Raw genomic sequence first — 24,551 nt, 5'->3', positions numbered from 1 at the left:
ATTGACCATTAATATTGATTGCATAGTTCTTTTTTCATTAGATTTGGTTAGTGTTTAAAAATCCCCTTTAGAAATATTCTAAAGGGGCATTATTTCATATTTAAAATAAATAGGTAGATAAACCTCATTTATGTTGAAACCTAGAGTTTTTTAAAAGATATATTTATGTAGGTTGGGTGGAGTGAAACGCAACCCAACATTACCACCTTATTTATGTTGGGTTACGCGATCGCTGCACCCAACCTACAAAACTACGGTTCTCAAGGTAGACGAGGTTTAGATAGGCATAATTAAACATATAAAAACTTAGTTTGTAGTGAGCGATTCATCGCCTCTTCAGAGTAGTCAGGACTTTAGTCCTGACTACAAACTTTTAATTTATTTATGCCCAGCAAGAAGTTGCAACTGAATTTTAAGCTAGAGCTATTGCTGGTTGCTGCCAGCGTCCTACCGCCTTACCAATGACTGCTAATTCTTGCATTAATTTATCAAAACGGTCTGGTGTCACAGATTGGGGGCCGTCTGATAAAGCTTTGGCAGGATTGGGATGAACCTCTATCATCAGAGAATCTGTGCCAGCTGCGATCGCAGCCATAGCCATTGAAGGCACAAACTCAGACCAACCTACCCCGTGGCTGGGGTCAATCATAATTGGCAGGTGAGTCAGTTTTCGCAACACTGGCACTACCGATAAATCCAGCGTATTTCGCGTATATTGGCGGTCAAAGGTGCGTATTCCCCTTTCACACAAAATTACATTGGGATTGCCAGATGCCAAAACATACTCGGCTGCCATCAACCAATCTTCAATAGTAGCCGCCATTCCCCGCTTCAAGAGAACTGGTTTCGGCTGCGCTCCCACTTTTTTGAGCAAGGAGAAATTCTGCATATTTCTTGCTCCTACCTGAATCACGTCAGCTACTTCGACAATTTTATCCAGGTCAGCCGCATCCATCACTTCTGTAATAATACCTAGTCCACTGACTTCTCGCGCCTTTGCTAATAAATCTAAAGCACTCTCGCCGTGTCCTTGGAAGGCGTAAGGTGAAGTTCGGGGTTTATATGCCCCTCCGCGCAAAAATTTTGCTCCAGCCGTCTTGACGCGCCGTGCTGTCTCTACAATCATTTCTTCATTTTCTACTGAGCAGGGGCCGGCAACGACTACCAAAGGCTGATGTTCACCAAATACCACTGCTCCATTAGGAGTATTAACTACTACTTCCGAAGCTTCACCGTGACGGTATTGGCGACTGGCTCGTTTGTAAGGCTGCTCTACCCGTAACACCTGCTCAATCCAGGGGCTAAGTTCCTGAATTTGTAATGGATCTAAGCTAGCAGTTTCACCTACAAGACCAATAACTACTTTATGTTGACCAACAATTTTTTCTGGAGTTAGCCCCCAGCTAGTTAGTTCCTCATCAATGCGGTTTATTTCCGCTTCTGGGGAACCAGTTTTCATTACTATAATCATGTGAAATTTCCTAATTAATTGAGTAAAATTTTCTGTAAATGGGCTAACTTTATTGTTGCCTATTGCCCTAATTACGAATAGTTAAAAACAAAATTTATTTACAAAATAAATAGACAAAATTATAGCGCTCAGTCAGTAGTTTTACTACTGGGTAGCTGGATGTAGGTATAAAAAGATTATATAATTTTAATTAGCAATGTTGAAGTTATAAAATTTCAACTTCAACATTCACTTCTTTTTTTACCCAATACCGCAGTTACTTAATACCTGAGCGCCGTTAATTATGAGTTTTTTTGCCGAGTTTCGCGCCAAGCTGCCACCATTCGTCCCCAATTGGTGTTGAACTCACCCACACCTAGCAAACTTCCGACTCTTTCTTCATCCCAAGAGGCAGAGAGAACGCCATAAGTTATGCCTAAGACCCCCAAACCAAATAGTCCCATGTTCACCAATAACACGGCGATGGGAGCTAGTTGGATGTCGGAGTAGATAGCAAGCAGATAGCTAACAACCAGGACACTAATGCCCAAAGCTGTTGGTACGCCACAGAAACCAGCTACCCGTCGGATCATCCTCTGGCTGACTACTTGAGGAATAGCCATCTCTTGTTTGGTGTAAGTCAGTTTTTTATCAGCCTGTTTGCCAGATTCTTGTGGCTGTGCTGCTGGTTTACTTTGAGTTTTTGCGGGTTTTTGGCGCTTTTTGTTTGGTTCAAAGGGCAAGCGACTGCGTTCAGATTCTTCAGCAGACATAAGCGGTAGTCCCTATCCACGAATACCGAGGCGAGCGATCAAAGCTTGATACTTTTCACGGCTTTCCTGCGATATGTAGGCTAGAAGACGCTTACGCTGACCAATTAGCTTCAACAGTCCCCGTCTAGAAGAATGGTCTTTTTTATTTGCCTGGAGATGTTCGCTGAGGCGGTTAATGCGCTCAGTTAGCATGGCAACTTGGACATCAGCCGAACCAGTGTCGGTTTCGTGAACTTGGTAATTGGAAATGATTTCTTGTTTCCGCAGTTGCGTCAGGGCCATGATTGATTCAATTGCTAGTTTTTCTAAATGTATGCAGCAGTCTCCCATAATATCACAGCCCTTAAGCTGGATGTCGAATCATCTTTGCTGCTATGTCTGGCACTCTAAAAGACTAAGTAAGTCAAGAGACATCCAGTATCTTCATATAGAGACTAATAAGGTGATTTTAAATGGTAGCTTCCGTCTCGATATTTGAAGGTTTGTGTGGATTGGTAAACTATTTGTCCTGGCATTTCTTCCACTTGTCTATTACTCCAGACAGCAGGAACGTTATTTCAACCCAAGTACAAAACTTTTCGGTTAGAGGGAAAGGATTTAAATTCATCTTTCCCCCTAGCCCTTTAACCTTTTCCTAGATTGGACTTGCGTTCACCAAATCTTTTAAAAGGTGAAAGTTGTTCTCAGAGTACCGATAATTGCATCGTCGTTAGCGCTGCTTTGTCCAGGAGAGGTCAACCAGATGACACCAGGAGTGATTGAGATGTTATCTGACACGCGATATTTATAGAAGCCTTCAAAGTGATAAGGGATATCATTACCAACAAAACCTGGTCGGTTAAACGAATATGGTTCTGCTCCAGCAAAAATACCTAAAACGTTACCTTTTTTACCGAAGTCAGGTAACGCTACCCCAAGACCGTAGCTCCAAGCTTCATAATCATCACCAGCACCAAAGCCTGAGATATCGTGGTAAGAAACGAAGCCACTAATTGAAAGTTTGTCGCTGGGTCTGAAGGCTGCTTCTATACCGTAAGAATTACTAGAAGATGCGCTTAGGGTACTTAGGGTGTTAGCTTGATTAGTACCTACGACGCGGTTAGTACTACCCAGACCGCCGCCTAGATCAAATAAATTTCCGCCTCCAGCACCATGATAGCCATGAACGTAGGTAGCAGCGATCGCCAAGCGATCGCCAACACTAAAGTTCAACTGTCCAAGAGCGGCATAGTTACCCTCTAACAAACCTTGACTTGCTCCAGGATTATTAGCATTGGATGCCAAGTAGCCTATAGTCAGTGAACTTGGTTTGAAAAAACTGCCACCGCTACCAAAGGGTAAAGTCAGCGCTGCACCGGCACCACCGCCAATGCGATAGATGGGACTTTCAGAAGCAAAGGTAGACAAAGCACCATTACCACCATCAAAGTCCTCAAAGTAAGGATTATTAGTGGCAGCATAATCGCTATGAATACCTCCGGTAGCCGCAAAGTACGCTTGAGCTGGGCCTATGGGTACGTAATACGCTAACCAATCGATACTGACAGAATTACTACCAGTGTTACCGATTTGAAAAGTTTGTGTGCCTTCAGCAGTATTGATAGGAACACCAGCATTATCCAGTTGACTAAAGGCTAGTGAATTACCAGCTGCAAGACGGGTGTGTAAAACGTCTTTACCTGTGAAGCTGGTTTGCAGGTCTAAACGTACCCTATCTTGGAAAACAGTATTATTAGCATCGCCAGTGTTGCCGCCAAAAATATCACTAACGGCAAAAATAGCTTCACCTACAAGCTTGGTTGTAGTAGAAAACTGATTTGCTTCTAGTTCAGCAGTCCGTGCTTCTACAGCATCAACTCGACCACGCAAAGTTGCTAGTTCTGCCGAGAATTCTTCTTGCAAACGCTGGAGGGTAGCCAAATCTTGTTTTGTTACCAAGTCAGCAGTCGCTGTTGCAATCAGTTCATTAACCCGATCTAAACAAGCATTCAAACCTGCGGCAAACTCATAACGAGTCAGTGCCCGATTGCCACGATAGGTAGAATTTGGGTATCCAGCAATACAACCGTAGCGTTCAACCAGGGATTGTAAAGCTTGGAACGCCCAGTCAGTCGGCTGTACATCAGAAAACTGAGAAACTGATGTGACTTGAGACAGGGAATTTTGGTTCTTACCCTCGGTGCTGTAGCGGTTAACCTCTTCTAAAACCTTATTGTCATCAGTCTTTTGGGCGACCAATAGCTGATTAACTTTTAGTTGCTCTGTTTGAATAAATTTTGAAGCATCAGAAGACATTGGTGCTTCTGTCTGAGCAGTTTTTGTCTTTATATCTTCAGAGGAGCCTGCTACTTCAGTAGCTATAGCCCTAGCGGAAACCAACACCGTCACTCCCAAAACTACTGGACTTAGTACCAGAGTTTTCCACAATAGATGAGACATTCTTTATTTTCCTTTCCTAAAAAATACCCGAAATCAATGGGTTAAAGAAAAAGATAACAAGCAGTTATTCTACTTAATTTGAAATCTTATCAGATTGCTGTTACTTAAGCCATATCTGACAAAATTTTTACGGATGAAGAATCGTAAAGACTTGCTTATGCCTCGTTTGTCAGATTAAGAGTTTATGATTAATTATCGCTCAATTTTGTGCCATTTCTGGACTTTAGCTTCTTATTCTTGACTCTGATTTGCGGTAAATCCTTTTTATCTTTGTAAAAGTAGCAAATTTCAACTAGGGTTGGCCATATTTCTAGAGAACCGTGAAATTGGCTAATTACATCATCAATAATTCTGGAAACGTTTTGCTGAAAAAAGTCCGGTTCAAACCCATAAAAGACTCTCGATAAGTTCTCAGCAAACAATTGGAGTGACTGCTTGCGTTCTTCATTCTGGGCAGACATTGAGGCTTTCACTACCTGAGTGTGGATAGCAGAAATTTTTTCCAGAATTTCCTCAGAGTCTTGCAATGTAACCTCGCCAGAGTAATCAAACTTGATTCCCAGGTCATCAAGATGATAAACACTGCTCTTAATCTTCTTTTTCAGCAGGCTACATATTTCCTCATTAAAAAGTTCGCTAGCAAGAGGGTTACGCATATAATTATTTCTAATATGGTTCTGGACAGCATCAACGTGTGCAGATGCAATACCCTCTTGTTGTATCCAAATCCTGTAGATATAATCTTCAAATCTAAGCCGAGTGGGAAAAAATGGTGGTAAACCTAGCTGATTATCATATCCAGCGACTCCACAATCCATTCTCCAGTTTTTATTGGTAATGACAGGTCGAAAATTAGTCAGAATATAAAAATCATTCAGGTCATTTGGACTGATTTGATTTTCATCATTAAGATACATGTGAATAAAATCAAGTGTATCGATATCATTAGTTCCTGTGCGAAAAGTTTGGGCAATCTTGACGATCGCATTATTCAAGACTCTTCCCTGTTGTAATACGAGGCTATTTTCTCGAAAGTAGCCTTTGGTTGTGTTGGTTTCTAAATCCATTGCTGTATCAACAACCAATTCTCCAGCCTCGAAGTTTTCTGGTACTTGGCTGGCTCTTTTACCTAGAACATCACTAAAAGCCGTGAGTAAGTCAAAAGATTTATGGACATAGCCGCCTTGTTGGGTGGACTTGATTAATTTTCCTCGACATATTTCATCGCCTGTTAAAGATTCTGGGCTAGTTTCAATTAACGCATCTGGTCGCATATCGTCATCTGCGCTGACCATTAAATGACCAAGGGTATACATTAAGGTGAAGTTGCGATTCCCGCCGTAGCTAGGTCGGAATAAGTTTTTTACGAGTGATTCTAGCTTGCGATCGCGCAGTCTTTCATTTAAAAATGTAATAAATTCTTCTTTCTGCTGAGGGCCGACATAATACACATCATTGACTGTCTTAGTCTGCTCCAAAAGTTGGTAATATTTCTCATGGTTGGCAATGCTGGAATCATCAAAAACGATAATTTTTACGGCATGACCATTTGCCCGGAAATTCTCATCATACTTTTCGATGGTCTGTGCTACATCTCTCAAGCGATGAGTCGGAATAACAAATATCGTCTCTTTTGATTTCATAAAATATGTTTAGGGTTCTCAAATGAATTTTTACAAGTTCAAACTCTGTTTAGAGGTTTAAACATTTTCAGGCTACTAATCAATCCATTGCCGTTGTTAGATATCACGGTCAGTCAGCTAAATTAAACTGATAAATCGCTACCGATTTCCAGATTATTTTTACTATCTTCCAACTGTTTCCAGAGTGTCTCTATTTGACGAAAAGCTCTTTCTGGAGATAGTTTCCCACTAGTTTCTAAACTAGTGATATAGCTAATTTTTTGAGCAAATTCTTGAAGATTAGCATTAAATACTAGGTTCTCCGGCTTAAGTTGACCGTAGTAGTAACTTCTAGGGTAGAGAAAGCTATTTTTATCTTGAGAATTTAGTTTTGTCATTAATGTACTTCTCACTAATACCGATTAACGGTGATGTTGCTCCCCAGAAAATGAACCAGGGCAAACGCATCTAAAGTATAAGAATCCTTTAATAGCAAGGGTTTTGGCGTTTTTTAATTTAGCCTATTTTTTCATCAAGATCCTTGCCCAGCAAGGGTTTCAGAAATCCCGTGCGTTCGCCCTGGAAAATGAACTAAACTTCATTTTTTCTGTGGAACAAATAATTTAAAAAAACATGATCTATTTAGATATTAGGTTGCTGATTACAGCGATTTGATATCATTCCATTTTGCAATACTGTTTCACAGAGAGTAATAGAATTTCGATCCTGGACATCGTTGTTTTCTGAAGCTTTGATTAAATTAGCATTGCTAAGATTGGCATTTCTAAAATCGGCTCCTTCTAGGTTAGATGCTTCCAAGTTTGCCTTTTGTAAATCAGCATCAGCTAGCAATGTATTTTTGAGAATCGCTCCAGTTAGATCGGCTCCTTGCAGATTTGCATTCCGAATATCTGCCCACTCTAAATTTGCATATCGAAGATTAGCATTTTTGAGGTTTGCTCCCTGAAGATTTGCCGATCTCAAGTCGATTTTTTGTAAGTTTGCCCCGGAAAAATTAACTCCCGATAAATTACAGCCAAAACATTTTCTGGTTTCTTGAAGCTGTTGAATTACATGATGTCGAAGCAAATCATTGCCTTGGGTAACTAAAGAGGGAGTAAGGAAAAATGCCATTGGAATCAAAGGTCGTAACAAGAGATTCATAAATACCAACTCCAATCTAAAAGTGAGGAATTAAAGGTTATCTTTTTATGGCGATTTGGAAGGCTTCAGCAACAGGCCCTAAAACCAAAACAGGAAAAAATGTTAATGCTCCCAGAATCAAAATGGTGGCAGCAGTCACGCTAGTAAATAGTTGGGTATCTGTATTTAGGGTTGCGATTGAGATCGGTACGGGTTGCTTGCACGACAAGCTATCTGCTAGCAGCAACAAAGCAATAATCGGAATAAACCACCCCATCCAGAGGGTAAATAAGGTGAGGAAGATTTGAATACAACCTTGGAGCATAATCGGGAAGCTTGGCCATAGACGGACTCACTTATTTAGGACTGTAGTCAGAGCAATTGAGCGCTTCTTTAGTTAGAGCAATAGCAGGGTTGACTGCACACTTTAGATAAGAGTTTTTATGAAAAAATTGGCAGTTTTTACAGGGATGTTGCTGTACATGTTTGATGCTTACTATTTCGTTTTTTTCTTGCACCCTATTGTCTGGGGGATCTTCTAGTGCTTTGCAGACAGATGAAACGAGATAAACGACAATTCCCCAAACAATCATGAAGGAAATGTGAGCCAAAAACACTGCTACAAAAGGAATATCTCCGCCCTGTGGTTTGGTGTCGTTGTGTGTTGTATTTGCCAGGGTTGCTTCAATCAGGGTAGACTGATGAACACTTTTTTGGGCAGACATATAAAGTTGAAAAAGCCCCGAATTAGGCATATTAAAAATCTTTAGTTAGTCAGACTCAGATTCAGTAAAGTTCATCGAAATTAAACATCTTAAGAGACTAGGGATCAAATAATGCTTTGCTTGTTCTCTATCTCAGCTTTTGGAAATTTTTTTTATTGAAAATGAATCAGAAGTATTGACTGTTTGTAACTTTTTTTCACTTGCTGCCGGATTGCTAAATGTGTCTGTATTGGTATTGCCACTCCAAGGAGAAGTAATAACTTCAATTTTATGAATCTGGATTAATCTGCAATAGTTGAGGACAACAGCACCCCAAGCGGTAGTTTCTGGCTTCATCTGAGTAACCAAAAGTGTAGAAACTCCTGCTGTTAACCAATCTCCTTGTAATATGGGTGGAGCTTCAACAATCACAATTGATTCAGTAGGAATAGTATGACTAGCTCTAATTCTTTGCCCACCCATAAACAGAGTTTCTATCAAAAATATTTGATTGCCTTTAGAGTGAATATCGCTAATTTCACCCTTAAATTGAGTTGTAATGGTAGTACCTAAATCTTTAATCATATTTGTGTCAGGTACATGATAAGAGAAGAAGTAAATTTTCATCTATCTAGTAATATGTGGAATTAAGATTGTATGATACATCTGAGTCATCTAAATTATCAAATTGGTTAGCTGTTGGTCGAGATTCCAGTAAGCAACTGTTAAGGGAATAGTAAACAGAATGAATTTTCTTAAGAGTGACTTTGAGAGCAGGAATCATCATCGGATGGGTTGCTATAGCTAAAATGTAGTCCCCTACGAAAATAGTAGGATTATCTGTTGCTGAAAGAACTTGATTCTGTCTTAAAATTCCTAAAAAAGCGCATCGATCGGGTAACTGAATTTCAGTTAAATGAATACCGCAGTAAACGCTATTATCTTGGATTAAAATACCAAACAAGCTTGGTTCTAAAGTTTTTTTGTTTTTCAACACAAAATATTTTTTAACTCTAATATTATTGTGCAATATTTTACACATAAAATATTTTTTAAGAGATATATTTTACAGGTATATAAAATGGATTAGATAATTTTAAATAGGCATATATTTAGAGATATAGTCTTATTTAATTACTCATAAAAAATGAGATACCCGACTTATTAAAAGTTGTCGGGTATCGGAGTGTTAGATAATAATTCTGAATAGTAGAGATGCAAAATTACTTGTCGCTACTATTTCCCATAGCTTTATTTCTTAATCTGATCCAAAGCTAAATTCAGCTTCAATACATTAACTCCAGGCTCACCAAAGATGCCGAGAAAGCGTCCATCGGTGTTTTGGGCAATCAAAGTTTCTAGTTGGTTTGGCTGAAATCCTCGTGCCTTGCTTACTCGCGCAATTTGCGCGATCGCAGCTTCGGGGGTAATGTGGGGGTCAAGGCTAGAACCAGAGGTGTAGATTAAATCGCCAGTCGGCTGCACACCTGCTGTTTTCAAACGAGTCAAATCACCTTCAATTTTTTTGCTGGGGTCTGGATCATCTTTACCTTTGATGCGTTCGAGTAATGCGGGATTACTGGGAGCCAAGTTACTAGCACCAGAAACCCCAGTTTTCAAAACTCCCCCATCATCCTTTTTAGGATCGGCTGTGCTGTAACTGGTGGTACTGGGACGACTGTTAAAATAGCGATCGCTAGTAAAGGGTTGACCAATCAAAGCAGAACCCACAACTTGGCCTGTGCTATTTTTCAGTAAGCTACCATTTGCTTGAAAGGGAAACACAATCTGCCCAATGGCAATCATCGCAAAAGGATAAATAATCGCACCTATTACCCAGAGTACCAAGGTAGAACGAACAGCTCTGCTAGCTTCACGTGCAAAACTCATTAGAATTTCTCCGGTACAAACATTACAAAAAATAGATAGATAGAAAGTCCTAGCGTCACCATTCCTAACAATCCCAATCCCCAAGATTGACTGCGGGAAAGTTGTTCGCTAGTAGCTGCATAGACCATAGGTGCAACCACTAGGTTGAAACACATCGCCAGGAATAAATACAGTGGCAGCTTTTGTCTACGCCATTGACACCAGATTTCAGTTATTTCTTCAACTATTTGAGATGCAAAGATAGTGCGTCGGGTATGAACGGTTTTCATAGTAAATTAAGACAAAGGTAAGATAATATCTATTAGTTTGATGGCAATAAAGGGAGCAATGATGCCACCAACGCCATAGATGAAGATGTTGCGACGTAGCAGTTGATCTGCTGTTAAAGGTAAAAACTTTACCCCTTTGAGTGCTAGCGGAATTAGTGCCGGAATAATCAAGGCATTGTAAATCAGCGCCGAGACGATCGCAGATTGGGCACTCTTTAATCCCATAATATTCAGTGCGCCGATTCCAGCAGCCGCAAAGATAGTCGGAATAATCGCAAAATATTTGGCGATATCATTAGCGATGGAGAATGTTGTCAAGGCTCCACGAGTAATTAGCAACTGTTTACCTATGGTTACTAGGTCAATTAGCTTTGTGGGGTCAGAGTCCAAGTCCACCATGTTAGCAGCTTCTTTGGCAGCTTGCGTCCCAGAGTTCATTGCCACACCCACATTTGCTTGAGCGAGAGCAGGGGCATCATTAGTACCATCACCAGTCATTGCTACCAATTTACCCTGAGATTGTTCGGAGCGAATCACCTCAATTTTGTCTTCTGGAGTCGCTTCGGCAATAAAATCATCCACCCCAGCTTCTTCAGCAATTACCGAAGCGGTAATTCGATTGTCACCTGTGAGCATAACGGTGCGAACACCCATGCGGCGAAGTTGGTCAAACCGTTCCCGCAGACCAGGTTTGACAATATCTTTGAGGTAGATCACACCATAAATTTTGTCATCTTGGCAAACAGCTAAAGGTGTACCGCCTAACCGGGAAACTCGCTCATAAGCTGCGTCTATATCATCAGGAACGTTACCGCCACGAGAACGGACAAATCCCTTAATGGCATCCACTGCACCTTTGCGAATTTGTTTGCCATCGGGTAAATTCGTGCCACTCATCCGGGTTTTGGCGGTAAATTCCACACCTTCGGCTTTGTCGATGTTGAAGTCTACCGCAGCCTGGGACTTTTCTGCCAAGATCACAATTGACTTGCCCTCTGGCGTATCGTCAAACAAGCTAGCAGCTAGAGAAACTCGCGCCACATCTTCTAGTGAGTGATTATCCAAAGGAATAAACTCATCAGCCATCCGATTACCCAAGGTGATTGTACCCGTCTTATCCAGCACCAAGGTGTTGATGTCGCCGCAGGCTTCTACTGCTCGACCAGAGGTAGCAATGACGTTGAATTGGGCAACCCTGTCCATCCCTGCAATACCGATCGCACTGAGCAATCCACCAATAGTTGTGGGAATCAAAGCTACTAATAGTGAGATAAGAATCGCAACGCTAGCACCCGCCCGCAAACTGTTTCCTGCGTCAACGCCAAAGGCCGTGGTGATAAAACTAGCGATGTAGCCAACGAAGGGCGGCATAGTTGCCACCACAATCAAGAACACTTGCGTTAGCACTGCCAACAATACTGTCAAAGCAATCTCGTTGGGAGTCTTGGTGCGTTGTGCCCCTTCTACCAGGGCAATCATGCGATCGATAAAGCCTTGACCAGGATCGGCACTAACACGAATTGTCAACTCATCAGAGAGTAGGCGTGTACCTCCTGTCACCGAACTGGCAATATCTGTACCTGGTTGCTTCAATACCGGGGCCGATTCCCCAGTAATTGCAGACTCATCTACTGAGCCAATGCCTTTAATTACATCCCCATCGGCGGGAATCATATTATTTGCAACCACCTTGACCAAATCGCCCCGCCGCAGTTCCGTAGAATTGACTTGTTGTATGGAACCATCAGGGAGGATTTTGTTAGCGATCGTATCCGATCGCGTCGATCGCAGTGAATCAGCCTGTGCTTTACCACGTCCTTCAGCTACGGCTTCGGCAAAGTTGGCAAAAACGAGGGTGAAAAAGAGAATGAAGGTAATCAACCCATTTAACAGACGTTGTTGGTTGATATCTGCCTGGACTGTGCCAAACAGATTTGGGTTAAGGGTAACAAGAAAGGTGACAATTGTCCCTACCCAAACAACAAACATAACTGGGTTTCTGACAGTAATTCGCGGATCGAGTTTGACAAATGACTCACGAATTGCCCTTTGGTAAAGTCCCCGCATATCTGTTTTGGGGGTGTGCTTACGCGAGTCACGAGTTCCAGATGGAATACGGGGCGAAGGAGAATCAGTAGTAATTGGCATACATTAAATTTTGAGAATGGGGCATTGGGCACTTGTACTGAGCGACTTGCCTTGAGCGTTCGTGTAGCGTCTCGCAGAGAAGTCGAAAGGAGTCGAAGTATTGGGAATGGGGCGTTGTACCTCATCTCCTACTCTCTAGCCGATACCTTTGGTAATAAAAAAGGCTTCAGCGATGGGGCCTAATGCCAGCACTGGGAAAAATGTGAGTGCGCCCAGGATTAAAATTACGCCTGCGGTAACGCCTGTAAATAGTCCGGTATCAGTTCGTAATGTACCAGTGGTGTAAGGAACAGCTTGCTTGCGAGACATACTATCTGCTAATAACAGCAAACCTAAAATTGGGATATAGCGTCCAGCTAGTAGACTGAAGCAAGTACTCAAGTTCCACCACAAAGCGGTTGTAGTTGTTGCTGTACCTGTAGCGATCGCAAAAGGAGAAGGTTGTGAATCGCCTAAACCTTCAAAACCAGAACCGTTGTTCGCAGCAGCTGAGGCATATTCGTAAATCACCTGAGAAAAGCCGTGGAAACCGGGATTGCTAATTCCTGCCAATTGGTCAGGAAAAGCTAAGGCGATTCCCCCTGGCATCAAAATGGCGATCGGGTGAACTAGCAAAATCAAGAAGCTAGCAAGTACGACTTCACGCTTTTCAATTTTGCGTCCCAAAAATTCTGGTGTGCGTCCCACCATCAAACCTGTGACGAATACCGCCAGGATGCTATAGGCAAATAAGTAAGCTGTTCCTGTACCCTGTCCACCCCACATAATTTGCAGGAACATATTAGAAAGAAAAATAAAACCGCCGGCGGGCATAAAGGAGTCGTGGAGACTGTTGACTGCGCCGCACATGGTTCCGGTTGTACTTACCGCAAATAATACCGATTCTGCCCAACCAAACCGGACTTCTTTCCCCTCTAAATTCGGTTGCTGACTGCCCAAAAGCGCATTTACAGCCAGATTGCCGTTATATTCCCCAATGGCAGTGACAATCAGGAATCCTAGAAAAATTACACCGACCATACCGTAGAGTAACCAGGCTTGTTTGGTGTTATTGGCAAACAAACCATATGTATAGATCAGGGACGTGGGAATGGAAAGCATTGCCACAATCTGAATTAAATTAGTAAATCCACTGGGATTTTCAAAGGGGTGTGCTGAGTTAATAGCAAAAAAGCCGCCGCCGTTTTCCCCTAATTGCTTGATAATTTCAAAGTGGGCAACAGGGCCACGAGCGATCGCTTGACTAATATTCGGGTCTTCTAAGGTAGGGAATACAACTGCACCCGCCAGAGTTTCTGGAACGCCAGCAGCTATCAACACAATCCCACCCACAATACAAATAGGCAGTAAAATTCGGGTAATCGAGCGAATTAGGTCTACATAAAAGTTGCCTAACGATCTACCCGTCAATCCCCGAATAAAAGCAATTCCTACCGCCAAACCAGTGCCAGCAGAGGTGAACATGTGATAACCCAGCCCCCACATTTGGCTGGCATAGCTCATGTAGGTTTCACCAGAATAATGCTGTTGGTTGGTATTAGTAATAAAGGAAATGGTAGTATGCAGTGCTGTATCCCAAGTTGGGGCTTTTATCCCCGTGGGATTGAGGGGCAACCATCCTTGACTCATGATGATAAAGAAAATCAGCAACCCCATAACTACGTTGCTATACAGGATTGCCCGCCCATACTGCCAGCCCGTCATATTTTCTTTGGATTTAACACCGACTAAAGCATAAAGCACTCGCTCAACCGGATTCAAGATTGGGTCGAGAAAAGTACTTTGCTCTAGGTATACACGCGCCATATAGCGCCCAAAAAATGGAGTAATTGCTACTATAATTAGTAGCGTTAATGCAATTTGAATCAATCCTTCTAGCATTGGATTATTTCAACTCCGACATGAATAAATTTCAGAGAAATATCAGATATTTTCGGGCGATGAATCAGAAAAAATAATGAATTATATTGACATTATTATTAGCCAACCTATAGCTATGTCTTTCCTCAATCAATCATCGAGCTTTTTGTTAGAGAATACAAGGTATAAATTAATATTTAAACTAGCCTATACAAAAAATATATTTGTCTATATAGACAAGTATTCAGAGCGTTTATCTCGATATATATCTGCAAATATAGAAGGACAGTTAAATGTTAAACATTCATAAGCTAAAACACCTCTAATTTGCAGATGAAAATTTTCTCAATATCTTGTGGGGTGGGCATCTTGCCCGCCCTGATTATGCAACTTGAATGCTGATTAGCTTAAACCATTCGTAAAAAGTTAAATCCCCAACTTCTTAAACAAGTTGGGGATTTGGATACTGCGAATTTTCACAAATCAGATAGTATTACTAGAGAGTGAGGAGTTTAATTCATAACTCATAACTGATTTTGACGACAAATTCCAAATGCGGAAGTGTAGGCGTGTAAGAAAGTTCTGCCACCAACAGGGCCGATTTCACCACCACAGAAAAAGCCACCTACAGGAATATCGCTGAGATAGCGGCGAAATAATTCAGAATCGAAATTAGGTTTACCATAGAGTCCTTCGCCTCGTCCCAGACAGGCAAACATTAAGGCAGCGACGGCAGAGGGTTCAGATTCTCGTTGGGTTTGATAACTTTGAAGGAGTAATTCTAGGTCTTCAGCAGAGGCTTGGGCATCGCGGAGGTGGAATTGCAGCCTTTGACCAGGACGAACGCGATCGCCAATTGCGATCGCTCCAGCTGTTGGATCGACCCCAAGAATACCACGAATTAAAAAGTCTCCCTGCTGCAAAGCCAGCTTAAACTCGTCCATCGCCACACCAACAAACAAAGAGTGCTGTGCTAAAGTTCGTTCGTGTTCGCTAAGACTAGCAATCAAATCTCGCAATACTACTAGCGGTACTTGCTCATCTAACTCTAAGATGATGTTGCGATCGGCTTTTGTAACTTGCAATGGTTTGCCAATTGGTCGGCATCCTTGGGCTACAATCGTTTCCAAAACAATATTGCCAGTCAAAGCTATCCCAACAGTACCCTCACGATACAGACTTTGACATTCCTCGCCGTCAGTCTCATTACAAAATAGGGCAACACGACCACCCATACCTCCACCACTAGCCTGTCCCCCCACGATCACCGATCCTGGATAAGCAAAATCCAATCCCTGCAACAAATCGTTGATTCCAGAGGCGAAGGAACTAGACAGCAAAATAAACTGGGGTGTTGGTGATGCTGGCACACCAATCAAATCAACCCAAGCATCAGGAGAACTATCTAAGTCAGGTAATTCTTCAGCAACAACATGAAAAACTTGAACCTTCACCCCTGGAAGATGTGCTAAAGTCAAGCTAATAGCTGGTTCTGCTTCGAGTTCTTGGGTTTCTCCGTTAACTGTCGTCCCAATCACACCTCCACCACTACAGCCAATTAGCACTGGTACAGAAAGTTTCTCAGCTAACAAGGGTAACAATCGAGAATACTCACTCGTAAAAGCAGACGAAATGAATACCAGTCCTAGATCCGCAGGTGCTGTTAATGATGAGACAGCTCGTTCCACCACATCTGTAACGGCGGCTTCCAGAGAATGACGGGTTGATAGGGCATTTGCCCACTGCATTTGGTCTGCCATGAGTTTTGAGCTTCTTTCTCTTTTTGTGCTAGTAGATTTTGATGTATTTTTATTTTGGGAAGAATTGCATCCTACAAGAATTAGTGCCAGCCTTTTGTCTCCTCCATCCAAGAAGCTGTGGTTGTCATTCCCTAATAGATGCATCTAAATATATTGTATGATTGTTTATCTATGGTACTAATCCCACAAAATCTTAAAACATAAAGATGAATGCATTATAGATGCGGCAGTTTACTATATTGGTTATAAATCAATAGGCTAAAGTACTAACTTATGAACTGAATAGTTAGAATGGTTAGTAATCAAGCTAAAATCTGCCATTTCTGAAGTTTTTCTATACTAGTATTAACAACACACAACGAGACTAAAGCAATGACCAACATCCAAGAAACAGCAACAAGCGACATCCAAGAGAAAATCCAAGAAGAAGTAGAACAAGCGCGTACTGTCTGTGACATTAACGGTAGCGGTTCACCAGAATGTGCTGCTGCTTGGGATGCAGTAGAAGAATTACAAGCCGAAGCTTCTCACAAGCGCCAAAGCAAGCCCAAAAATTCTCTAGAACAGTATTGTGATGACAACCCAGATGCAATTGAATGCCGGGTTTATGACGACTAGAAATTTAAACAAGTGAATTTTTTGTTCGTTTGTTACTAAGCAACCAAGATTTACTTACTGAGATTTCGCACTTTTACGCTACTTCCGGCTAAAACCGTACTCTCCCTCTTTCATTATTTTCTCCAATGGACAAAAAAATGGTGAAATATCTGGAGTTACGGATGTATCAAGGTTAAGCTTTGAGATTTTTTATCTTAAAAGGAAACATTTACACCCAAAAAAATGGGGATTTTGTCCGCGAGTATCAAGTATATAGCTGCTAAGTGGTCTTTTAACAGGCTCCCTGACGCTACTACAGGTAAGTGTAAAATCTAAGTTGAGGATCTTTGAGTTGCTTGTTTTTTTGCCAAATTGATAGATTTAGGAAAGTAAATTAAACAACTTACCATTTAAAAATTTTTCCAAAAATCTTTGCAAGGCATAAATTGGTTGTAGGGGCGTACATCTGTATGCCCCTACAAACGTGTTTATAGTAGAAACTGCGTGAAATGGTATAAGTTGGGTAGCCACTTGCTTCCACCAAGAAGTTAGAGCGCAGTCTTGAGGCTAGATTTTGTGCTTTGATTAAACTGTTTGTAATATAGATAGACTACTAGCTAGCTAATAGCTTACAAGTTTGTCAGTTATGGATACTTGCTCTTAGTTTAAATTGTTTTATTTATCGTTTGAGAAAAACTATGGACTATAACGTTTGGTTTCGCCCTTTCGTCTGGATTGATTACCGACTGGCAGTATTATTCTTGGTAATTATTCCGCTAATTCTTTTAATTTGGGCATTTGTGCAAAAAGCAGAAGCTATACAACGCTTATTGACTATATACTGGAAAGTATCAAGCTTGGTGGCAATCACGATTTACTTAATGATTGCCCAGTATCCAGTTAGCTTTATCTCTGGATTGATGGCTCAGATTTTAATCCCAATTTCACTGTGGTTCTGGGTAGATATCAATGATGAAATTGAGTATCAAACCAGTGGAGTTTTGAAATTTATTTTTACCTCTTGGCGCTGGGCTACAACTGTTTATTGTATTTTGGGTACACTAGCGTTGATCCCATTTTTGGGTTGTGCTTTTTCTGCCAGTGTAATGAAGACTGCTTATTGTCGCGTCTGGTTTGAGATCCCGTTATTATTCAAAGAATATTTTCATGCTAATAGCAAAGCTGAGTTTTTAGGTTTTCTTGGCATAACTAGTTTAGTAATTTATGTGGTTTACTTAAGCTATTTTGTTCTGATTAAGCTTGGCAAGCAGGGACGTTCAGCCACACCACAGTAACTGTCGCTACGTCATATACCCCTACTGTAAAAAAATGAATTCCATTGGTAAGCGGCTAGAACAATACACCGCTAAACGCCCCAAAGAAGTCTTGATTGTAACAGTGGAAATTGCCGATGGGGAAGATACAATTGCTATTTTCAAAGGCTTTTCCAGTTCTTTGATGCGCCCCACAGCATTTGATGCAGATGTACCAGTTTTGCCAGATGGGGCAATTATCCTCAATATTGATCGAGTAGCCAGTCCTTATAATCCTGAAGCACCCCGTTATATTCAACAAGGAATTTCTTGGGAAGCTATGGAAGCTTTATTATCAGAAGTGGGAGTCTAACTAAAATTTTGTCTTAAGTTAGTTGGTAGGCTGACTCAAGCAACCCTCATAGATTAAACAAATATCTTGACTAATTTATGAATTACCACGAAATTATTACGATTGAGCCTGGAAAACGCAGTGGTAAACCCTGTATCCGAGGAATGCGAATAACTGTTTATGATATTTTGGAGTATCTTGCTGGTGGAATGACTGAAGCAGAAATACTAGAGGATTTTTCTGAATTAACTTCCGAAGACATCAAAGCGTGTCCTGCTTTTGCTGGCGATCGTGAGAAGCAGCTTATTATACAACAATCTGAAATGAGCGATTTATGGCAGAGGAAATAACTTCAATAAGTTCTGATTTAAAGGAGCAAATCAAGAAATTGAAAACTGAAAAGGCTATTTTAGAAGAGAATAGCAACCATCTGAATACACATAAAAATGGTCATAACAGAGATGTGAAAAAACTTACATGGTGGATATCACAAGCCGTTTCCATTATAGGTTTAATCTATCTAATAATTTCTATTTTTATACCTACAAAAATAAAAATAAACAAGGTTGAAAATTCCCACATACTGCTATTTGCTGTATTGTTGATATTCAACTCTGGTTTAATTGAGAAGTTAGAAGATTTCTCAATTGATGGTACTAAACTCCAAGCGAAATTTCAAAAAATAGAAGCGAAGCAAGAACAACAAAAAGACGAGCTTGACAAGCTTCAACAAAAGCAAATTGATCTTCAAAGAGAACAACTTGAAATATTATCAATTCAGCAAGAAGAAATTAGAAAAATACAGGAAAGGCAGAAATTTGCCCTAAAATTTGTTACCAGAACAGTCGTTGATAAATTTGAACTAGAACATCTAAAGAGATTAGAAGAATACGATAAGCATAAAGTGCCTTATTTAATTAAAGGTAAGTCTAGCCTTTATTCATTAGCAAGGGAGTTAAGGCACATCTGTGCAATTGGATTTGCAGAGAGGTATCCAGATAAATCTATCTCTAAACTGCTTAAAGCTTTGATAACTGCTCCAGAGTACGAGCAAGCTATAACTGAATGTATCCGTATTACTCAAGATGGAAAGCAGTATCTAGATTTAATAAAAGAGTTTAGTCTTGAGCAGGTTATAGAAACTGGTGAAAATAGGCAAGATGACAGTAGACAAGATCAAACTTCAGGATGACCTTTTTACTTAGAGGACAAGTTGTTGTGAATAAGGAAATTAGCATGGATATTAATGAAGTACGTGATTCTGTTATTACAGATATCCACAATCTAACGTTGGATCAAGTTAATGTAGTCAAAACCTTTATCGAGTTTCTGAAATATAAAGAAGAATTATCGTCCAAAGATTTAGTGTCACAGCATATTAGTGAAACTCATAATGAAGAGTATGATTTTGGCAAGGAGTTCCCAGGATTATTTGATACTAGTGCAGGAACTTGATTCTTGCCGAAAATATTGAGGTGACAAGAGATTGTTAAGAGTTGCCTCGCGACGTGCATTTACCTTCTACATCTCACAAGTCGTTAATAGTCGTTGGGATGCGAAAGTCATCTGCCGCAGATGAACTGAGCCATTATCTTGAAGCAAGTAAGCTACAGTTGAAGTCTAAATTGCCGTCTAAAACTGTCTTCGATTTTGAAGAATTATTTTGACTTTTCAATTTACAAAATGTCCCGTTCTGGATACACACTCCCGGTTTTTGCGTGTGCTGCTGCTGTTGCAGCTTTACACTGGTTACACGATCGCAAATCCCTAACTCTAGCGTCTGTAGATTTGATTGAACCGACTCAAATCGCCGAAATCCCCATTGAACAGGTAGCAGGATTATCTGAAAATACAGCTTTAGCAATTACCCGCAGCGATCCCGGCGATAATCTCGATTTGACTAAAGATACACCGATTTGGGCATTGGTGGAGTGGCGAGAACAGGGTGAGACTGTAATTATTAAAGGTGGGGAAGGGATTGGCAGACAGGCGAATGCTGATGACAAACCTGCTATTTATGCTTATGCTCAAAGGCTTTTAAAAGAAAACTTGCAACGAATGCTAGCACCGGGGGAAAAAATCACGGTGACGATTATTTTACCTGAAGGGCGATCGCTAGCTGTTCGGACTTCAAATTCTGCTTTTGGTGTGGTTGAAGGACTTTCGCTTTTAGGCACAACCGGCATTTCTCAACCCTTAAGTACACCAGATCAGCTTGCAGTTTTTCGAGCGGAATTACAAAATAAAGCCAATCGTTTTGAGAGTTTAGTATTCTGTATCGGCGAGAATGGACTAGATTTAGCGCGTAAACTAGGGATTAATCCCGAACAATTGGTCAAAACTGCTAACTGGCTCGGCCCAATGTTAGTAGAAGCTGATGTGCTAGGCGTGAAAGAAATTTTATTATTTGGCTATCACGGTAAGCTGATGAAACTGGCGGGGGGAATTTTTCACACCCATCACTACTTGGCTGATGGACGGCGGGAAATTTTGGCCGCGCACTGTGCGATCGCAGGTTTAAAATCACCAGATATCGAAGCTGTATTTAATAGTGCTACCGCCGAAGCTGCCCTAACATACCTAAAATCGCTAGATGCTGCAAATGGTAGTAATTGGGTAAATCAAGTTTACAGTGCGATCGCAGAAACTATCGATGTTCGTTCCCAAGAATACATCCAAAGCCATAGCGAAAGGGGCACAGAGGTTACAGTCTGTGGCTCAATTCTCTTTGATCGCGATCGCAAAATTATCGTGAAGAGTAAAACTGCTGGTCTGTTGATGGGAAAATTATGTTAATTTATTATGAATAATCGTAAACAATCCAAATAAATAATCTTTTAAGTAACCACTCTAGGGTAAGTTTATCGTTTTCATACCATCTCTAGCTCCGGGACTAGACCAACGCACATAACCTCGCGTTTGTCTAGGGCTTCTATACCATTATCAGCCTAAGCAGGCTGAATAATAGCATCACCATAGACCATAAAGCATCTATCCTTAACAGACATAACACTTCCATCATGAATACAGTGGTGACTCTACCGACAGAACAAGCGCCCCAAACATTGGAAAATGTTGGGCGACTTGATCGCCAATTAATTATAATTCTGGACTTTGGCTCTCAATATTCTGAATTGATTGCCCGTCGCATCCGCGAGACTCAAGTATACTCTGAAGTTTTATCCTATCGCACTACTTCTGAACAATTGCGCCAACTCAATCCCAAGGGAATCATTCTCTCTGGTGGGCCGAGTTCGGTTTATGGTGACAACGCTCCCCATTGTGACCCAGAAATCTGGAATTTGGGAATACCCGTCTTGGGTGTTTGCTATGGGATGCAGCTAATGGTGAACCAACTCGGTGGTGAAGTGGCAAAGGCTGACCGAGGTGAGTACGGCAAAGCATCATTATATATTGATGATCCCACAGATTTACTTACTAACGTCGAAGATGGCACTACTATGTGGATGAGTCACGGAGACTCAGTTACCCAAATGCCATCAGGGTTTGAATTGCTGGCACATACAGAAAATACCCCCTGTGCTGCCATTGCCGACCACGAAAGGAAACTTTACGGGGTTCAATTCCATCCAGAGGTAGTACATTCTCTTGGTGGCATAGCATTAATTCGTAATTTTGTCTACCATATCTGCGATTGCGAACCCACTTGGACAACTGCGGCTTTTGTTGAAGAGGCAATTCGGGAAATTCGCACCAGAGTTGGGGAGAAGCGAGTGCTTTTGGCACTATCTGGGGGAGTTGATTCTTCTACCCTGGCGTTCTTGCTGTATAAAGCGATTGGCGAGCAACTAACTTGTGTGTTTATCGATCAAGGCTTTATGCGAAAGTATGAGCCAGAGCGATTGGTAAAGCTGTTCCAAGAGCAGTTTCACATTCCTGTAGAGTATGTGAATGCGCGCGATCGCTTTTTAGCTAAGGTTGCTGGTGTTACAGATCCTGAAGAAAAACGCCGCCGCATCGGACACGAATTTATCAACGTATTTGAGGAAACCTCCAAGCGCCTTGGTCATTTTGACTATTTAGCTCAAGGGACTCTTTATCCAGATGTCATCGAATCTGCTGACACCAATGTTGATCCCCAAACTGGTGAACGGGTAGCGGTAAAAATTAAGAGTCATCACAATGTTGGCGGTTTGCCGAAAGACCTAAGATTTAAATTGGTGGAACCACTGCGGAAATTATTTAAAGATGAAGTCCGCAAAGTTGGGCGTTCCATTGGTTTACCAGAAGAAATTGTCCAACGACAACCTTTTCCTGGGCCTGGTTTGGCAATTCGCATTTTGGGAGAAGTTACATCAGAGCGGTTAAATATTTTGCGCGATGCTGATTTGATTGTGCGGCAAGAAATTAACCAACGCGGTATGTATCATGATTTCTGGCAAGCATTTGCTGTATTGCTGCCAATCCGTAGTGTTGGCGTTATGGGCGATCAACGTACTTACGCTTACCCCATTGTCTTGCGAATTGTTACCAGTGAAGATGGCATGACTGCTGATTGGGCCAGAGTCCCTTACGATGTCCTGGAAGTGATTTCCACGCGGATTGTGAATGAGGTAAAAGGGGTGAATCGTGTGGTTTATGACATCACCTCTAAGCCACCTGGAACCATTGAATGGGAGTAATTAAGTTTTGAGTTGAGTTAACTAAAAGCTCATCACTCTTTCTGATTATTCAGGTTCTTTGCAGTAATTTAGATTCACATATTTTAAATGGCAATGCCGAGCTGACTCGTTTTTAGTTTTGGCATTGTCTATTTTTTTGGCTATAGCTTTGGTAAGCTACTCTACATTTCAATACTTCTCGGTTAAGGGGAAAAGGGGAAAGGGAAAAGGGAAAGAAAAAACCTTTAACCCTTACCCTTTAACCTTTTCCCCAAACCCGATTCCGAGTTAAAAATGCTTAATCGAGCAGTATTGACTCTACATTTAACTTAAATAGCGCCGTGTGCAACTTTCTTTCAAACCTAACCCCCAACCCCTTCCCTACAAGGGAAGGGGAGCAATAATCAAAGCCTCTCTCCGTTTCGGGGAGAGGTTTGGAGAGGGGTTCTAAGAATAAGTTGCACATCGCGTTAAATAGTTATGGCGGGTAGGATGCCCACCCTACAAGAGCTTGATTTAATTTATGCAATCTAGATGTTTTTAGATTTTTAGCAAAATGTCATAGTTGCTAAATTTAAAAGCCCCAGCAAAATCGCAAGTTTTTCGTAATAAAATAGGCAGCGATTATCAAAATAAATTTGTAAAATAAATTATTTGTGAAAGTGAATTTCTAAATATAAATGAATTTAAACACAAATATAATTTTATCCAGTCAAGAATTATAAATTCCAGCGAATAATTAACCATCAATTAGATGGTGGCTAGATGAATTGAATTATTGTCTAGGAGAATAGGCGCGATCGCAGTAAAATTATCAAGGGTGTGGTAAAAGACAAAAAACCAGCAGCTCATTAGAAATAACTTTCATTTGATAAACATTTATGGAGATGTTATGGAACCTCCTCTCCCCCTTGCTGGCTTAAACATCCTCGTCGTTGATGATGATGACGATAGCCGCTTTTACATTACTACCGTGTTAGAAGCTGATGGAGCCACCGTTATGGCAGTTCCATCGGCGGCGGTAGCATTGAAAGTACTACCTGAGTTGCAGCCAGATGTCTTAATTTGTGATATTGCTATGCCTGGTGAAGATGGTTACACCCTTATCCGCAAGATCCGGGCGCTGAAGCCTGATATTTGGGAAAAACTCCCTGCGATCGCTTTAACTGCTTATGGCGATAGCGAGTATCGTAGCCGTGCTTTGGAAGCGGGTTTTCAGACTCATGTACCTAAACCAGTCGATCCCGGAGAACTAGTTGCGATCGTCGCAGAATTGGTTGCTTCTTATGAGAGTTAATACAAATCTTGTAGAGAGCGTGATTTTGAATTTTGACTTGTTAACTTTCCGCTCTCTCATTTTTTGAATCTGCTCGATTTGAAGCGATATTATGTTTGACAAAGATTCTAAACTCTACAAATGAGTTTTCTTTTCCTTTGTTTATGAGCGATCACTACTTGAATAAAACCAAAAGGTGCGATTATTGCCTTGAACAAGACTGAAACACGAATTTTGTTGTCAGTAAAATTTTCGCCTTTAGTCAAAATTAGAATATTTTTGAGCGCAAATTTGCGTGACACTAATCAAATAAACATTACCACTTTAATAATCTCAATAATACTTACCTTATTCCATAAACACTCTAAGTCAAAGGCTTCAGCATTATCTCCT

Annotated in this window: 24 protein-coding genes and 1 pseudogene; 9 read left to right on the top strand and 16 right to left on the bottom strand. The window is 41.1% G+C overall.

Translation table 11 applies throughout. The features are described 5' to 3' along the window. Nucleotides 1–412: 412 nt before the first annotated feature. The 16 genes and pseudogenes from aroF to FD724_RS08600 all read right to left on the bottom strand — a co-directional run bounded on the left by aroF (nt 413) and on the right by FD724_RS08600 (nt 16,058). Nucleotides 413–1,471: a 3-deoxy-7-phosphoheptulonate synthase gene (gene aroF / locus FD724_RS08675; RefSeq protein WP_179072320.1), complete on the bottom strand. Its 1,059-nt coding sequence runs from the start codon at nt 1,469–1,471 to the stop codon at nt 413–415. Nucleotides 1,472–1,752: 281 nt separating this feature from the next. Next, on the bottom strand, nt 1,753–2,223 hold the full coding sequence (locus FD724_RS08670) for a PAM68 family protein (RefSeq protein ID WP_114082067.1): 471 nt from the start codon (nt 2,221–2,223) through the stop codon (nt 1,753–1,755). Nucleotides 2,224–2,235: 12 nt separating this feature from the next. Continuing rightward, nucleotides 2,236–2,505 carry a 30S ribosomal protein S15 gene (gene rpsO / locus FD724_RS08665; protein WP_041565894.1) on the bottom strand — a complete coding sequence of 90 codons (270 nt, stop codon included), beginning with the start codon at nt 2,503–2,505 and terminating at the stop codon, nt 2,236–2,238. A gap of 381 nt (nt 2,506–2,886) precedes the next feature. Further along, on the bottom strand, nt 2,887–4,662 hold the full coding sequence (locus FD724_RS08660; RefSeq protein WP_179072319.1) for an iron uptake porin: 1,776 nt from the start codon (nt 4,660–4,662) through the stop codon (nt 2,887–2,889). A 188-nt stretch (nt 4,663–4,850) separates the two neighbouring features. Further along, the gene (locus tag FD724_RS08655) at nt 4,851–6,305 is read right to left on the bottom strand and encodes a hypothetical protein (RefSeq protein ID WP_179072318.1); all 1,455 of its coding nucleotides are present in this window, start codon (nt 6,303–6,305) and stop codon (nt 4,851–4,853) included. Between the two features lie 122 nt (nt 6,306–6,427). Next, the gene (locus tag FD724_RS08650; RefSeq protein WP_179072317.1) at nt 6,428–6,682 is read right to left on the bottom strand and encodes a hypothetical protein; all 255 of its coding nucleotides are present in this window, start codon (nt 6,680–6,682) and stop codon (nt 6,428–6,430) included. A 244-nt stretch (nt 6,683–6,926) separates the two neighbouring features. After that, complete coding sequence (locus FD724_RS08645) at nt 6,927–7,448, bottom strand: pentapeptide repeat-containing protein (protein ID WP_179072316.1); 522 nt, start codon at nt 7,446–7,448, stop codon at nt 6,927–6,929. A gap of 37 nt (nt 7,449–7,485) precedes the next feature. After that, nucleotides 7,486–7,722 (bottom strand): annotated as a pseudogene (locus FD724_RS08640) (potassium-transporting ATPase subunit KdpA); the annotation flags it as partial. Between the two features lie 61 nt (nt 7,723–7,783). After that, nucleotides 7,784–8,182 carry a hypothetical protein gene (locus tag FD724_RS08635; protein WP_179072314.1) on the bottom strand — a complete coding sequence of 133 codons (399 nt, stop codon included), beginning with the start codon at nt 8,180–8,182 and terminating at the stop codon, nt 7,784–7,786. Nucleotides 8,183–8,284: 102 nt separating this feature from the next. After that, nucleotides 8,285–8,716: a hypothetical protein gene (locus tag FD724_RS08630; protein WP_256874493.1), complete on the bottom strand. Its 432-nt coding sequence runs from the start codon at nt 8,714–8,716 to the stop codon at nt 8,285–8,287. A gap of 46 nt (nt 8,717–8,762) precedes the next feature. Further along, nucleotides 8,763–9,128 carry a TrkA C-terminal domain-containing protein gene (locus tag FD724_RS08625; protein ID WP_256874492.1) on the bottom strand — a complete coding sequence of 122 codons (366 nt, stop codon included), beginning with the start codon at nt 9,126–9,128 and terminating at the stop codon, nt 8,763–8,765. Between the two features lie 254 nt (nt 9,129–9,382). Continuing rightward, nucleotides 9,383–10,021, bottom strand: coding sequence for a K(+)-transporting ATPase subunit C (gene kdpC / locus FD724_RS08620; RefSeq protein WP_179072311.1), 639 nt, complete (start codon nt 10,019–10,021; stop codon nt 9,383–9,385). Further along, nucleotides 10,021–10,290 (bottom strand): potassium-transporting ATPase subunit F, encoded by a 270-nt coding sequence (locus FD724_RS08615; protein ID WP_114082064.1) that lies wholly within the window; start codon nt 10,288–10,290, stop codon nt 10,021–10,023. Before FD724_RS08615 ends, kdpC begins: the two co-directional genes overlap by 1 nt. A 6-nt stretch (nt 10,291–10,296) precedes the next feature. Beyond that, on the bottom strand, nt 10,297–12,438 hold the full coding sequence (gene kdpB, locus FD724_RS08610) for a potassium-transporting ATPase subunit KdpB (protein WP_179072310.1): 2,142 nt from the start codon (nt 12,436–12,438) through the stop codon (nt 10,297–10,299). 135 nt (nt 12,439–12,573) lie between these two features. Then, the gene (gene kdpA / locus FD724_RS08605; RefSeq protein ID WP_179072309.1) at nt 12,574–14,319 is read right to left on the bottom strand and encodes a potassium-transporting ATPase subunit KdpA; all 1,746 of its coding nucleotides are present in this window, start codon (nt 14,317–14,319) and stop codon (nt 12,574–12,576) included. A gap of 503 nt (nt 14,320–14,822) precedes the next feature. Then, nucleotides 14,823–16,058 carry an FIST N-terminal domain-containing protein gene (locus FD724_RS08600; protein ID WP_114082060.1) on the bottom strand — a complete coding sequence of 412 codons (1,236 nt, stop codon included), beginning with the start codon at nt 16,056–16,058 and terminating at the stop codon, nt 14,823–14,825. 372 nt (nt 16,059–16,430) lie between these two features. On the opposite strand from FD724_RS08600, the gene FD724_RS08595 reads away from it, so the two are divergent. From FD724_RS08595 to FD724_RS08555, 9 genes are all read left to right on the top strand, one after another. Beyond that, on the top strand, nt 16,431–16,676 hold the full coding sequence (locus FD724_RS08595; RefSeq protein ID WP_012407493.1) for a Calvin cycle protein CP12: 246 nt from the start codon (nt 16,431–16,433) through the stop codon (nt 16,674–16,676). Nucleotides 16,677–17,353: 677 nt separating this feature from the next. Next, nucleotides 17,354–17,950 carry a DUF3177 family protein gene (locus FD724_RS08590; RefSeq protein WP_163929476.1) on the top strand — a complete coding sequence of 199 codons (597 nt, stop codon included), beginning with the start codon at nt 17,354–17,356 and terminating at the stop codon, nt 17,948–17,950. Between the two features lie 34 nt (nt 17,951–17,984). Continuing rightward, on the top strand, nt 17,985–18,281 hold the full coding sequence (locus tag FD724_RS08585; protein WP_179072308.1) for a hypothetical protein: 297 nt from the start codon (nt 17,985–17,987) through the stop codon (nt 18,279–18,281). Nucleotides 18,282–18,358: 77 nt separating this feature from the next. Then, nucleotides 18,359–18,610, top strand: coding sequence for a DUF433 domain-containing protein (locus tag FD724_RS08580; protein WP_179072307.1), 252 nt, complete (start codon nt 18,359–18,361; stop codon nt 18,608–18,610). Beyond that, nucleotides 18,595–19,452, top strand: coding sequence for a hypothetical protein (locus tag FD724_RS08575; RefSeq protein WP_179072306.1), 858 nt, complete (start codon nt 18,595–18,597; stop codon nt 19,450–19,452). Before FD724_RS08580 ends, FD724_RS08575 begins: the two co-directional genes overlap by 16 nt. A gap of 44 nt (nt 19,453–19,496) precedes the next feature. Next, nucleotides 19,497–19,715 (top strand): hypothetical protein, encoded by a 219-nt coding sequence (locus tag FD724_RS08570; protein WP_179072305.1) that lies wholly within the window; start codon nt 19,497–19,499, stop codon nt 19,713–19,715. Nucleotides 19,716–19,943: 228 nt separating this feature from the next. Then, nucleotides 19,944–21,056 (top strand): cobalt-precorrin-5B (C(1))-methyltransferase CbiD, encoded by a 1,113-nt coding sequence (cbiD, locus tag FD724_RS08565; RefSeq protein ID WP_179072304.1) that lies wholly within the window; start codon nt 19,944–19,946, stop codon nt 21,054–21,056. A gap of 224 nt (nt 21,057–21,280) precedes the next feature. Beyond that, complete coding sequence (gene guaA / locus FD724_RS08560) at nt 21,281–22,903, top strand: glutamine-hydrolyzing GMP synthase (RefSeq protein WP_114082045.1); 1,623 nt, start codon at nt 21,281–21,283, stop codon at nt 22,901–22,903. Between the two features lie 871 nt (nt 22,904–23,774). Next, nucleotides 23,775–24,179, top strand: a complete 405-nt coding sequence (locus FD724_RS08555) for a response regulator (protein ID WP_114082046.1) — start codon at nt 23,775–23,777, stop codon at nt 24,177–24,179. Nucleotides 24,180–24,551: the final 372 nt, after the last annotated feature.

This window comes from Nostoc sp. C057 (assembly GCF_013393925.1).
In the GTDB taxonomy this organism is placed as follows: Bacteria; Cyanobacteriota; Cyanobacteriia; order Cyanobacteriales; family Nostocaceae; genus Nostoc; species Nostoc muscorum_A.
The sequence above is the reverse complement of the archived record's forward strand: the minus strand, read 5'-3'. Positions and strand labels throughout refer to the sequence as shown.